The organism is Nostoc sp. DedSLP04 (assembly GCF_034530775.1).
Lineage (GTDB): Bacteria > Cyanobacteriota > Cyanobacteriia > Cyanobacteriales > Nostocaceae > Nostoc.
This window is the reverse complement of record NZ_JAVRCL010000004.1, coordinates 107,707-120,520: the sequence shown is the minus strand read 5'-3', so window position 1 is coordinate 120,520 and position 12,814 is coordinate 107,707. Positions and strand designations below refer to the sequence as shown.

Sequence of the window (12,814 nt, the reverse complement as noted above, 5' to 3'; positions counted from 1 at the left end):
CAACGATGAAGCTCAAAGGCTCAACGATGAAGCTCAAAGGCTCAACGATGAAGCTCAAAGGCTCAACGATGAAGCTTAAAGGTTCAGCGATGAAGCTCAAAGGTTCAAGTTTCAGTATCTAAGGGTGAGAGGATGTTTAAAAAGTATTTTTAATCACATAAAAACCTCGGAAACCTAACCCCCCTAGCCCCTCTTCCCTACTCTACGGTGTACACACAAGTCGAATTACCCCCCTCAATCCCCCCGATGCATTGGGGGGAAGCCGGAAATCTAATTCCCTCCCCTTTGCAAGGGGAGGGTTAGGGTGGGGTAAAACCCTGGTTAATCAGCTATTTCAGACTTGTGTGTACACCGTAGCTTCCCTACTAGGGAATGGAGGTTTCAAAGCCTCTCTTTACTTGCCTAACGGCAGGTTGACGCCAACGGGGAGAGGAATGGAAGTGGGGTTTATAGTATACTTTACGACTTTTCAAACATCCTCTGAAACTTGAGCTTTCCAATGTTCGGGTAGTTGAAGATTTTTTGGTGATTTTTACGGAGAATTTTGGTAAAAACTATGGCACTAAGTGAAAACGGTAGAATACGCCCAAATAACTAATGATGCTGCGATCGCTTAACTCGATTGCCGCCAATGTGTAGGTGCTTCGATATAATCAGGTAGGCGAGTGGTGCGATCGCCAAGTGCCTCTCTAATCTGATGCAACTCTAAATTTTTTGCTCCTGTCAAAATTGTCCCTTCCAATTTGACATCATTGAGATTAGCTTGTGAAAAGTTAGCTCCCATGAGGTTTGCCTGAGTCAGGTTAGCTTGATAAAAGGTTGCCCTATATAGGTTTGCTCCAATCAGATTAGCCTGATACAGGTCAGCTTCCGTTAAGCTAGCTTCTGAGAGGTTGGCAAAATAGACTTCTGTTTGGTGGAGTTTGGCTGCATTCAAATTAGCCCCAGAAAGGTTAGCTCCATTCAGATTCGCCCCACAAAGATTAGCACCAATCAAACCCGTTTGCTGCAAGTTGGCTTTACCCAATTTTGCTCCTTGTAAATTAGCTAAAAACAACTTTGCTCCAGAGAGATTAGCAGCTTTTAAGGTCGCTTGTTGCAAATTAGCTTTATAAAGGTTCGCCCCTTGTAAATTAGCTGCACGCAGACTTGCACCAGAGAGGTTGGCTGAACGCAGGTTAGCTCCAGAGAGGTTAGTACGATTCAGGTTAGCCCAACAAAGGTTGGCTCCATATAAACTAGCTTTTATTAATTTTGTTTCATAGAGAATCGACCTAATGAGTTTAGCGCCGCTAAGGTCACATCCACTCAAGTCAGCCCCACGTAAATCAGCCCCACTCAAGTCAGCCCCACGCAGGTCTGCTTGTTGCAGGTTGGTTTTTAGTAGGTCTGCTTGTCTAATGTCGGTGTTACGTAAATCAAGTTTTTGATCTTTTGGGTCTTCGAGTAAATTACGCCTGCCAATAACAGTTAGAGCTGCTTGAATATCGGTGCGTATTTTGGGGAATTCTTCATGGAGATTTTGCTCTAACTGCGGTGTCGGACGCGACCCACTTCTACGCCGACTTGAGTAAATTGCTCCTTGATATTCCGGCTTTTGTTGCTCGCCTTTTAGGTGTTGGATGGGTGCATTCTCTCGCACAAAGGCAGTGAGAATTTCCATAATTGTCCAGTGTTCTTGAGGAAAATCCTGAGCAACCCTTTCTAAAGCATAAATTGCACCTGTCCGAGTTTCAACTTTTTCATGGCCAAGCTGGGCAATTGCGCCCATAAAGCGCTCTGCAATCAATCTGTCTTGATTGAGTTTGGCATTTTGCAAGCCAATTTCTAAGTTTTTCTCAGATGCGATCGCACTCTTGTGCATCGCTTGGGCACGTCTTGCTGCATAATAAGTATTAAACATTGCTGTCGATGCCAGAAAAACTATTGCAGTAGTTGTTAAAGCTTGGTTTCTAAACTGGATTTTTTCTTGAATTGACAATTCTTTAATATTGGACAAGGCAAAGAAAATTACAGTCAACGAACAGCCAAATATAGCTGTTAAAGTTATCAACCAATTCAAAAGAGCGTCTGTCTTTTTAGAAGACATGGTAAAAATTTTCCTTACAACCTAGAATTATTACTTAGATGTTGAGGAAAAATAGTATAGCATTTAGCAGAAATTTATAATAGGTGTCAAAACACTTATTGAACTAGGGAATTATATCTAATATAATTTTACGTCACACATCAAGAAACGCTTGCGCTACAAAAATTACGAATTACGCTGAAAATAGAGAATGAGGAGAGAGGCAATTAATCACGGCTCTACTAAAGAGTAGGGAAAAATTTTTCATTGACTTGCATTCTTCCCCTTAATCCCCTCTTTAATAAGGGTAGGGAAGACAAAGCGTGGTTTTGCTGGGGTGGAGTTTTTAGCGTTTAATAAGCAATCAAGCGGATATGATATTACTCAGAAAATTTGGTTTCTCTGAGGTTTGCTTCATCAAGTATGGTGTCATAAAGAATTGCTCCATGCAAGCTAGCTAGATATAAACTGCCACGATGCAGGTTAGCTTTAGAAAGATTAGCTTTCTCTAGATTAGCTGCACTGAGGATTGCTCCTTCTAAGTTCGCTAGATATAAATTAGCTCCTTCTAGATTAGCTGCACTAAGTATTGCCCCCGCTAGATTTGCTTCTCTAAGATTAGCCCCAGCTAGATTAGCTTGATAGAGATTTATCTGTTGGAGATTCGCCCCTTTCAAGTTTGCTCCTCTGATATCCGTGAAGCTCAAATCAAGTTGCTCATTTACTGGGTCTTTGTTTGCATCTCTTCTGGCGATAACAGTCAGCGCGGCTTGAATATCTAAACGAATTTTTGTTGACACGTGGCTCGTTACTTCCTCTTGGGGTATATAAGGAGCATTTTTTCGTACAAAACTAGTAAGAATATCTACGATCGTCCAATGGTACTGTGGATAGGTATTAGCAATTTGTTCTAAATCATTGATTACAGCTAGACTGATTTCTAGAGTGTTATTTTCTAGCTGTTGGCTTGCTATTCTGAAGCGTCGTTTTAGCGACTGATGCTGATTTTGTTTAACTTGTTTCTGGAAAACAGGTATCCGCAGGAATATTTGGGATAGCTGGATGTGACTTTTTGATAAAATGTTTTTCATGGCATGAAAGGCATTAATAATTAATGGAAATAAATTTCAATTTCTAATTTTGTTGAATAAATTATTTACGTCTGCTATTGTTTCATACATAGTTAGTACTGAAATTTATTTATGGAAACTACAAAATGGAAAATATAACTTCCTCCTTAAGTAGACATTCCCAATAATCAGTTGTATTCACTAGTCTTTAGTCTTCACGGACAATTAACTCTCGTCATGATAATTTTGATTTATTTATAATCATTGATTAACTAAAAATGACTATTAAACCTCAGCAAAATATACAATCAATAGTTAAAAACTTGGTGTTAATTGGTGGCGGTCACAGCCATGCTATTGTTATAAAAATGTTCGGTATCAAACCGTTAACAGGAGTACGCTTGATACTGATTACCACAGCATCAGAGACAGCCTACTCTGGGATGTTACCAGGACATATTGCCGGATTTTACAGCCACAATGAATGCCATATTGACTTGCAACCCTTGGCGAACTTTGCTCAAGTACAATTGTATATTGACACAGTAGTTGCCCTTGACTTAAAAAACAACAAAGTTCTTTGTGATAACGGACTTGCGGTAGATTTTGATGTGCTGTCTATTGATATTGGCAGCACTCCGGCCATACTGTCTGTATCAGGTGCGGCAGAATATGCGATCGCTGCTAAACCAGTATCGCAGTTATTAGAACATTGGTATGAACTAATTGAAACCGTAGGTAAAAATCCTCAAGAACCAATTAGGATTGCGATCGTCGGTGGTGGCGCTGGCGGTGTAGAATTAGCGCTATCGATGCAATCTCGTTTACATCGGATTTTGGATGATCGACAATCTATTCAAAACATAGAAATTCATTTATTCCAGCGCGGACAAGAACTGATGCCCAATTATCATCAATCAGTGCGGCATCAACTTCAGCAAATTTTAACTGACCAAGGGATTAAGTTACATCTGGGAGAATCTGTGTGTAAAATTGCACCTAAAGCCCATAATGAAGCTAAAGAAGTATTTGAAATTAAATGTGAATCTGGTTTGACAGTGGAGTGCAACAAGATTTTCTGGGTAACACAAGCATCAGCACCCGAATGGTTAAAGAACGCTGGACTAGGAACTGATGAGCAAGGTTTTATTTTGGTAGAAGATACGTTGCAATCTCAAACGCACCCGCAGGTATTTGCATCTGGTGACATTGCCACGATGGTAAATCATCCACGTCCAAAAGCTGGGGTATTTGCTGTCAGACAAGGCAAACCTTTGTTTGAGAATTTGCAGCGAATTTTATTAGATAAGTCGCTCAAACCTTATAAGCCACAAAAACAATATTTGAGTTTAATTGGTACAGGAGACAAACGAGCGATCGCAACACGAGGCACTTTTACTTTACCACCCCACAAACTCTTGTGGCATTACAAAGATTGGATTGACCGTCGCTTCATGGAACGCTTTCGCTTTGAAGAAACAAAGGAGTAGAAAGTGGGGAAGAAGCAGGGGACTGGAGGGAGAATAAAATTACCTCTTTCCCCTCTGCCTCTTTCCAATGACAAATGACAAATGACAAATGACAAATGACTAATCCACTCATCTAAGCTGTTCAATTAGCTCAATAATTTGTTGATAATATTGGATATTCCCTTCTTGGTAATATAAGTCTGCGGATTTCTGAAAATCTTTAATTGCTCCCTGAGAGTCTCCCAAATTCCGGTAGACATCTGCCCGAAGGATGTAAGCTGAAGCCCAATTAGGTTGACGCTGTAAGGCTTGGTTTAAGTCTGCAAGCGCTCCTGGTAAATCTCCCAATAGAGAACGACTACGACCCCGATTGTACCAGTCTTCGGCAAAGCTGGGGTCGATCGCGATCGCTCGACTGTAATCTTCTATTGCCCCTTGATAATCTTCTAGGGCATAGCGAGCATTAGCGCGATCGCTGTAAAATGCAGCTGATTGGGGATTTATTTGCAAAGCTTGGGTGTAATCTGCGATCGCACTTTCATAAGCTTCTAAAGCATAATGGGTGGAACCTCGGTTGTAATATGCTTCAATTAAATCAGGATTAATTTTTAATGCTTGGTTATAATCTGCGATCGCTCCTTGTTCATCTCCTAAAAGACGACGAGCATTTCCCCGATTGCAATACGCTTGAGAAAAATCAGGAACAAGCTCTATGGCTTGAGTGTTATCATCAATTGCACCCTGTAAATCTTGCAGGGCTTCACGAGCAATACTCCGACCATAATAAGCTGCGGCTAAGTTATCATTAATTTGCAATGCTCGATCGTAATCTTTAATTGCACCTTTATAATCTCCTATAGAACGACGAGCCGCCGCGCGATCACAATATCCTTCTGCTAAATTAGGATTGAGTTGTAATAGGCGATTGCTATCTTCAATTGCACCTTGATAATCTCCTAATCGCCGACGAGCATTAGCGCGAAAGCCATATACTAAAGCGAGAGTCGGGTTTTCTTGTAAAGCTCGATCGTAATCTGCGATCGCACCCTCATAATCCTCAAGAGTACTACGAACCAGACCACGCTCACAATAGGCTTGCACATCATCAGGATTCAGCTTTAATGCTTGGTTAAAGTCTTCAATTGCTTCCTGATAGTTTTTGAGGTGAGCAAGCACAAGACCTCGATTATAATATGCTCCGGCAAAGTTGGGATTGATTTTTAGGGCGCGGTTGTAATCTGCGATCGCACTTTGATAATCTGCTAAAGCGTAGTGAGCATTACCTCGGTTATGATAAGCCTCTGCCAAATTAGGATCTAATTGTAATGCCTGGTTATGGTCAGCGATCGCTTCTTGATAATTGCCTAAAATATGGTGGATGTTACCGCGATTGCTGTAAGCTGCGGCAAAATGGGGATGCCATTGTAAAGCTTGCTGAAAATCTGCGATTGCTCCTTGATGATCGCCACGTTCAAAACGAGTTACGCCGCGATTATGATAAGCGTTAGCAATATCAATATTGATATTATCAGCTAATTGGGTACTCATTTCGATTGTTTGGATATAGTCTGCGATCGCTTTGTCGTAGTTTTCCAAAGCAAAGTAGGCATTCCCCCGGCTGTGGTAAGATTGCGCTAGATTGGGATCGATTTGTAATGCTACGTTATGATCTGCGATCGCTCCTTCATAATCGGCTAAAAAGTAACGAGCATTAGCGCGGTTATAATAGGCTGTGGCAAAACTAGGATTAATTTCGATGGCGCGATTAAAGTTAGCGATCGCAGTGCGATAATCTTTGAGACCACTTAAAATCAGCCCTCGATTATGGTAAGCTTCGGCATAGTCAGGATTTAACTTGATTGCTTGGGTGTAAGCTGCGATCGCTGCTTGATAGTCACCTTGCAAATTTTGGTTTAATCCTTGGTTAAAAAAATCTTCCGCATTCATATAATAATTTTTTGGCTTTATAAAGAGCGCTAGATTTTCACCCAGCACTCTTAATTTACTTACTATTTTTGACCTTGATTAACTCTCCTTTCCAATTCAGCTTCAGCCTCTTCAATCGACATTAGTCTTGGATTTGGATTAGCCGCGTGCAAACGGTCAACATACGCATGAAAAGCTTCAGTATTTTCAGGGTTTTGCAATACATAAGCTCGTAATTCAGCATCCGTCATATTTGCAAAATTGGGCTGTGTCATTTTGTAACCACCTCCCCGTTAGGATAAATCTCTATCTCTATTGTCTCTCCAACCAACATTACTATGCGTTTTGTCCTTTCGTCCATTCGCACCAGATTTATTGGTCGCAGTAAATTGCTCATCCTTACTGACATTCGATAGAAGGATTTCAACTGCTCTGGCGTTGGCTCCATTTCACCTTCTTTATTATTCAGAATTTACTCAACTCGTTTATCTTAGAGTTTTTGGGGTTCCGTATTTTATCATAACTCAATTGGTATTACTATATCGTTGATAACGGAAGAGTAGGCATAGACACCATCTGGTTGGACTTTCCAGACTTCGTTTGCATAATTTCAAACTTCCAATCAGAAGAATAATCAGGCAATTCATAACCAACACTTTTAACATGAACCAACATCAACTCATCTCGTTGATGCCAAACAGCAAATATTTTCTCTCTGCCATCATATAGTGTTTTTAAATCAATTTGATAAACCTCATTGACTCGCTTCAGCTTCAACCCCAATAAATTTAATAGTCGGCTGAGTATTTTTATTGCCGAAACCTGTTCTTTCTCCCCAACCAAATTAATCCCAAGCGCTCTTTTAATATGCTTACTATGTTGAAACGCGACATTTTTCAGCAATATCAAATCTGGATCGTTTTCAACAAACTCTCGTTTTTCTTCAATAAACTGAAGCATCCCTAAAGCTCTCATAGCCTCAACTTTGAGCGTGTAAGTTTTTAAATCTGGGAGAAAAACTTTTCCTTCACCCCAAGATAATTGCAGATGCCATTCTTGCTCATCCCTAACGTGAAAATACTCGCTTTCGTGAGTTAAATAATAGTGAATTAATAGTTGACGATAGTATCCTTGTTCATCCTGCAACTTCAGCCAAGGAGTAATTTCTACACCATATCTTTGTCTAAGAATATATTTGTTAATTTGGTTGCGTTCTCCATCCGTTAGAGAATACTTAACTAACATCTGCTCATATTCTACATAATCGATATCTTTAGCATTAGCGACAGCAGTTGCTACCGATAGTTGATTTTGCTGCTTAATATCTTTAATTTTACGTTTAATTTCTTTAGCCTTTTGACGACTTTGTGCCCAATCTTTTTGAACTTTAACAATTTCTAGAATTAACCTTTTGCGGGTAACTAAATCATCGGCATCGGTTGCTAAAAAGGCTAGGCGTAAATCTCGAATAATATTATTGTGAACCGCATTACTCCGCACCTGAATTTGATGCCCATCAGCAATCAAACCATCTTGCATCGATTGTCTATAGAGGCGAATAGAAGCATTTACCCTTGCAGATAACTTCGCCCAAGTTCGCAAATGAATCGGGTCATAAACTAAGGGTAAATCCACATCTATTTTATGTAGGGGACTCAGCAAAGCTAAGTTTTCTTTTTGATTTTCTTGATACCAATCAGATAACAAGCGATAATTTGTACTCCCACTACCAATTAAACCAATACCTCGTTTAGCACACCAGACAACACGCGGTACATCATCCCTGACTCTTGCTAACGCTTGTCTTGCTTCCGAGTCAGGAATTACCCCTTGAAAAATGCCATAAACACGGTCGAAATGTTGGACATCAATACTAATTCCTGTACCAAGACTAGGGGTAACAAAAACGCCGTCATATTCAGATATTTTTTGATTGATTGCTGCAATAAAATCAACTGCTGCGTGACCAGGTGTATTTGTAGTGTGACTACTAACTACCAGAGTTTTAGGAAATTGCCGCCGTAATTTTTGTAGCCTTTCTTTCAAATAACGTTCAATTGTTTCACAACTATAACGCCCAGCCCGACTATCGGTAGTAACATAACATTTACGTCCAGCAAGTAAATCCAATTCTAGTTGGTGAATTAGCGGTGTTGGATTCGGTGAATCATAAAAAGTTATGTCCCAACCTTGCTGAGGCTTCCACTGATTGAGAACTACCCAAGGTGTTAATTTAATTCCTGCCAATCCCTGTAAATATTCAAGTGAAACATCTGATAAATCAGCATCTTGAGCAATTACTAACCCCCCACTTGTTAAAACTGTTGCAATGAGTTGCTGGAATAACTTTAATATTTTTACCCGTTTATGCTTACAAGTATTACTGTTTAACAGATGCCATAAAGATTGCTCTACTTCATCTAAAATTACTATTGCTCCCCGCCAATGTTCTGGGTTAAGTTTCCAAATTGAATCAACGCACAAGCCGAAAGATTGCTGAGGGAATAGAGAGCGCAGTATGGGAGGAGCAGGGGTAAGTGTTTTATTAATCTTTTTCTCACCATCTTCTTTATGTGTTCCCCATTGAATACCAATTTTTTCACACAAGAATCGTCCAAGTAGGATTCTGTGAGTAATTAACAAAACAGGTTGGTTTCGACTTTTTGCTTGTTGAACAACGCCTTGCAATGCCGTAGTTTTCCCCGTTCCTTTCGCTGATTTGACTCCTACTAATCCAGAGGTGGGAAAAGGTATTTCATCTATATAAGGACGGTTGAAGGTAAGTGCCGCAGGAATGCTTAACTCGGTGTGGGGTTTGGTTTGAGCAAGATAAATTTCTAAATCAACACTTTGGCGATAAACTTTCTCAAAACTATTTGCACCCTTAGCAACAATAAACTCATCAACCCCTTTTTCTATACCCGGAAGTTCGATGACTTTTACAGGGCAATTTTTTTGCTGAAATAAACAGCCAAGTTGAGAAATAGCATTATTTACAGCAGCAATTGTCTTGGGTTGAGTTTCAAAATCAAAACAAATGTAAAAGCTGCGCTTTGTAATTGCAAACGCGGCTAAATCGGGAATTAGCTGACGACGGGTAACTTTACCAAATTCATCTTTCACAACCCGATAACCACTGGTAATTCCGGGAATAGCAATGGCTACATATCCTTGCGTCAACAATGTGGCTGCTTTTTTTACACCTTCGCAGATGATGAGGGGGATGTTCTGTTGCATTACCCATTGCCAAAAGCCCCCAGCCTCCCCATCAGGAGTAATGGTGATATTATTAGGCATGACCAAATTGTAACGCCCAGCGACTTGCTGCCACACTTGCAACGTTACCCGCAAACAAAACACCCGCGTTGGTGTGCTGGGAGGATGCTCGTACTTGATGGACTTGCCATTGTGATTTTGTCGGGGTTGGTTTGGCTTAAAGCATCCCCATTCCATCATTTGCCAATTATTTAGAGGGTCTAGTCCCGAACACCACCAACCACCTTCTGTGATGTGAGCGTAACGCTGCAACCAACTACTTTTCACCATTCCGGTATTGGTGCGGGGAAGTAGCTCAGAAATTAACAGGTACTCATAAGCTGTTACACCTTGGAGCGATCTAAAATTGAGATGCACTAAGTGTAAGTCTATACCACTACTCTTGACTAATTCTTCAAGGTGTTGGGGGTGTAAATAGTGCAGATGCATAGGGAAAGGAGCGAAGGGAAGACAATGAGATTAAAACAGTAACATGCATATACTTTTTTTTAATACGCGAGATTGCGAGGCTTTTATGATGCTTTTTTTACTTCGTTGCCGGAGACACATCGGTTAAAGCTGTAGTGGGTTATTCTGCCTATTAGATCCCCGAAGTAATAATTTTGTATTGTGATATTTGTTCGCTTTTAATTTTTATTTATCAGTAAATTTCTGCGTTAAGGAATGCGATCGCTACATGACATCGCTATAAGGTAATATCTTCATATAGTTCAGCAAAGGCTTTACACTGAGCATCCACTCCATATCACGCCTGTAACCTCTCTAAATGAATACATAACCCTTGAACTCCGGGCCAAAGGTTTGAGATAGTCTTGAGTATTAATTTTTCTTTGCGATCGCAGCTAATACAGATACCTCAACGTAAAACTTTTACTCCAGTAGCACGGTAACTTCTTAAGCTGATTGGAGGTAAAATAAACAACAACTTTTAAAATTAAGTTCAATCTGCTTTATAAACCCTTTGCTTTTAGTTGCGAATGTAGGAAATATGGCTTTGTACTTTTTCATTTTTCCGTGTGTTTGTTTCATCACTGGCTATTTTTTATTCAAAAATAGAAATAATGAAATCTCACATTTAGTAACTGTATTTGCAGCTATCAGCCTGATTTTGGGTTTAATGTTGGCTCCTTGGCAAATTTTACTTCTACTGTTAACTCTTATTCTTATCAGTACAAGCTACGAGTATTATACAAGCAAAGTAGTCAGCAGGGAAACACAATATACACAACAGCCAGTTCCCAAATCGGAACCAGATTATCACTTAATCTATCGTGGAGCTTCCTATCGTCATGACCTCAACCCCAAATTAGATCGAGAAACCACACCATCAGTAACTCATAAGTTGAGCTTTCGAGGATGTACTTATGTTGTTGGCGCCGATCCTAATACGCAATCGACTGGAATCATTACACCACAAGCAACTCATAAGTTGAGCTTTCGAGGAAGCACCTATTCTATAAATAGAACTACGCACAGAGAAATTAAAGAGCAAGGTAGTTAGAAACTTGGTGCAAGTCTTTGAAAGTTTACATTTTATTGGCTCATACTTTTCAAATCCAAGAGGCGATGTCTACAATGGGCTATGACAATCTCTAACACTACACTACCGATGAGGTACTGGTGCTATTTATGCCAAATTCTGCTACAGCACCTGCAAATTAATGTCATTTATAGACTTTATGTTCAGCAATATGCGATACCAAAGGAGAGCCTAGCAGCGATCGCACATCCTCGACTATTGCCTACCGAACTCAATGCTATTTGATTATGCGATCGCTATAAATCATCACCATTTTAAGAAATACCTCATACAGATACTTTGAGAAATGGTATTAATATATGGCTTTGTCAAGATTCCTAAACCGCAAATAATGTTAAAAAATAAGAAAATATTGTGGAAACTACTATTGAGAAAGTTTATTTTTTATATAAGTGAAGTGGAACTTCTTTAGTAAAAGAGATATCTAGTTAGTTTGATTATTAACTATTCACTCCTTGGGGAGGCGGTTAGTCTCCAGAAATAGACAACATATTTTTAAAGTGTAAAATTATGTGGAAATCAAAGTTAGTATTTAGATTGATACTGTCGGCTGCGGCGATCGCCACTAGCATACAGCTAAGTTCAGCCAGTAACTATGCTATTACTCAAAGTACATCTTCCAATCCGATTGTTGAATCTGGGCAACAAAATCAAGCTTTAGAAGATGGCAAGGTTGCTATGGCAGGAGTTGGCATAGGAGCGATCGCAGGCTTACTCATTTCTGGTTTATGGTATCAGAAACGTCGTTACCGCAAAATCCAGTCACGTGCCAAAATAAACCGCTTTCGTGAAGAGTTTCTCTGTGGCTCTTTAGCAGATTATTACTTATCTAATTCTAAAGCAAATTCTTCACCTACAAATTCTCGGAAAACTTTACCAACACCCACTAAAGAAGAATTCCCTCATTCTGAGGAAACTTTCGTAACGCCAATTAAAAAAGAAATATCCGATCCCTCTACCTCTGAAAAAAATAATTTAGCAGCAGATATGTCAACTGCACTATCTGACTGCTACTATAAGTTAATTGAGGAAATTGTTAATACTGACCTCAAAGGTCAAATCAGTTCTAAAGATTATATATATCGTCAATTAGTAGAAAATGTGAGCAGTGGTAATGATGAAATCTTTGAACGCTGTTTGAGCGATCGCTTGCATTCCACCCAATCTGAACTATATAAAGTAATAAATTCTCCAAGTTTATTCCAAAAAGAGACTCCTGAGTTAAAGAAAGCTCGTTTGAATCGTACCTTGAAGGCATTACAAAGTATTCAAGGGGAATGGGAAAAAATCCAAAAACAAAAATTAAATTAAGCTTCAGTTAACCCAACTGTGCAACCAATTCTCACAGACTGAAAAGCTTCTTGTTTTTCAGTCTTTAAAAAAACAGTACTTTTACTTTCGTAGATACATCGAGATGGACTAACTTATTTATTGCATTGTTAACCGAAGATTTTCTGAGGTAACT

10 protein-coding genes are annotated in these 12,814 nt (G+C 39.6%); 4 read left to right on the top strand and 6 right to left on the bottom strand.

Annotation, left to right across the window (positions count from 1 at the left end; translation table 11 throughout):
* Positions 1 to 613 precede the first annotated feature (613 nt).
* Together RMX89_RS03820 and RMX89_RS03815 are read right to left on the bottom strand one after the other, a co-directional pair.
* A complete protein-coding gene (locus RMX89_RS03820; RefSeq protein ID WP_322687984.1) occupies positions 614 to 2,089 on the bottom strand; it encodes a pentapeptide repeat-containing protein in 1,476 nt (491 codons plus the stop codon).
* Between the two features lie 359 nt (positions 2,090 to 2,448).
* Positions 2,449 to 3,159: a pentapeptide repeat-containing protein gene (locus RMX89_RS03815; protein WP_322687983.1), complete on the bottom strand. Its 711-nt coding sequence runs from the start codon at positions 3,157 to 3,159 to the stop codon at positions 2,449 to 2,451.
* 257 nt (positions 3,160 to 3,416) lie between these two features.
* Here RMX89_RS03815 and RMX89_RS03810 point away from each other — a divergent pair, with 257 nt between their 5' ends.
* On the top strand, positions 3,417 to 4,628 hold the full coding sequence (locus RMX89_RS03810; RefSeq protein ID WP_322687982.1) for an FAD-dependent oxidoreductase: 1,212 nt from the start codon (positions 3,417 to 3,419) through the stop codon (positions 4,626 to 4,628).
* Positions 4,629 to 4,736: 108 nt separating this feature from the next.
* Here RMX89_RS03810 and RMX89_RS03805 read toward each other — a convergent pair whose 3' ends face one another.
* The 4 genes from RMX89_RS03805 to RMX89_RS03795 form a co-directional block, all read right to left on the bottom strand.
* On the bottom strand, positions 4,737 to 6,554 hold the full coding sequence (locus RMX89_RS03805) for a tetratricopeptide repeat protein (RefSeq protein WP_322687981.1): 1,818 nt from the start codon (positions 6,552 to 6,554) through the stop codon (positions 4,737 to 4,739).
* Positions 6,555 to 6,616: 62 nt separating this feature from the next.
* Complete coding sequence (locus RMX89_RS03800; RefSeq protein ID WP_322677038.1) at positions 6,617 to 6,808, bottom strand: DUF6887 family protein; 192 nt, start codon at positions 6,806 to 6,808, stop codon at positions 6,617 to 6,619.
* Positions 6,805 to 6,981, bottom strand: a complete 177-nt coding sequence (locus RMX89_RS34435; protein ID WP_416211959.1) for a DUF6888 family protein — start codon at positions 6,979 to 6,981, stop codon at positions 6,805 to 6,807. Before RMX89_RS34435 ends, RMX89_RS03800 begins: the two co-directional genes overlap by 4 nt.
* A gap of 89 nt (positions 6,982 to 7,070) precedes the next feature.
* Entirely contained in the window at positions 7,071 to 10,238 is a 3,168-nt protein-coding gene (locus tag RMX89_RS03795; RefSeq protein ID WP_322687980.1) for a plasmid replication protein, CyRepA1 family, read from the bottom strand.
* A 559-nt stretch (positions 10,239 to 10,797) separates the two neighbouring features.
* On the opposite strand from RMX89_RS03795, the gene RMX89_RS03790 reads away from it, so the two are divergent.
* From RMX89_RS03790 to RMX89_RS03780, 3 genes are all read left to right on the top strand, one after another.
* Positions 10,798 to 11,310 (top strand): hypothetical protein, encoded by a 513-nt coding sequence (locus RMX89_RS03790; protein WP_322668853.1) that lies wholly within the window; start codon positions 10,798 to 10,800, stop codon positions 11,308 to 11,310.
* Between the two features lie 81 nt (positions 11,311 to 11,391).
* The gene (locus RMX89_RS03785) at positions 11,392 to 11,574 is read left to right on the top strand and encodes a hypothetical protein (RefSeq protein WP_322687979.1); all 183 of its coding nucleotides are present in this window, start codon (positions 11,392 to 11,394) and stop codon (positions 11,572 to 11,574) included.
* A 285-nt stretch (positions 11,575 to 11,859) separates the two neighbouring features.
* A complete protein-coding gene (locus RMX89_RS03780; RefSeq protein ID WP_322687978.1) occupies positions 11,860 to 12,660 on the top strand; it encodes a hypothetical protein in 801 nt (266 codons plus the stop codon).
* Positions 12,661 to 12,814 lie beyond the last annotated feature (154 nt).

Excerpts from the sequence above, each read along its gene's own strand:
- RMX89_RS03820 (WP_322687984.1), bottom strand. The coding sequence starts at position 2,089 with ATGTCTTCTAAAAAGACAGACGCTCTTTTGAATTGGTTGATAACTTTA.
- RMX89_RS03815 (WP_322687983.1), bottom strand. The coding sequence starts at position 3,159 with ATGAAAAACATTTTATCAAAAAGTCACATCCAGCTATCCCAAATATTC.
- RMX89_RS03810 (WP_322687982.1), top strand. The coding sequence starts at position 3,417 with ATGACTATTAAACCTCAGCAAAATATACAATCAATAGTTAAAAACTTG.
- RMX89_RS03805 (WP_322687981.1), bottom strand. The coding sequence starts at position 6,554 with ATGAATGCGGAAGATTTTTTTAACCAAGGATTAAACCAAAATTTGCAA.
- RMX89_RS03800 (WP_322677038.1), bottom strand. The coding sequence starts at position 6,808 with ATGACACAGCCCAATTTTGCAAATATGACGGATGCTGAATTACGAGCT.
- RMX89_RS34435 (WP_416211959.1), bottom strand. The coding sequence starts at position 6,981 with ATGGAGCCAACGCCAGAGCAGTTGAAATCCTTCTATCGAATGTCAGTA.
- RMX89_RS03795 (WP_322687980.1), bottom strand. The coding sequence starts at position 10,238 with ATGCATCTGCACTATTTACACCCCCAACACCTTGAAGAATTAGTCAAG.
- RMX89_RS03790 (WP_322668853.1), top strand. The coding sequence starts at position 10,798 with ATGGCTTTGTACTTTTTCATTTTTCCGTGTGTTTGTTTCATCACTGGC.
- RMX89_RS03785 (WP_322687979.1), top strand. The coding sequence starts at position 11,392 with ATGACAATCTCTAACACTACACTACCGATGAGGTACTGGTGCTATTTA.
- RMX89_RS03780 (WP_322687978.1), top strand. The coding sequence starts at position 11,860 with ATGTGGAAATCAAAGTTAGTATTTAGATTGATACTGTCGGCTGCGGCG.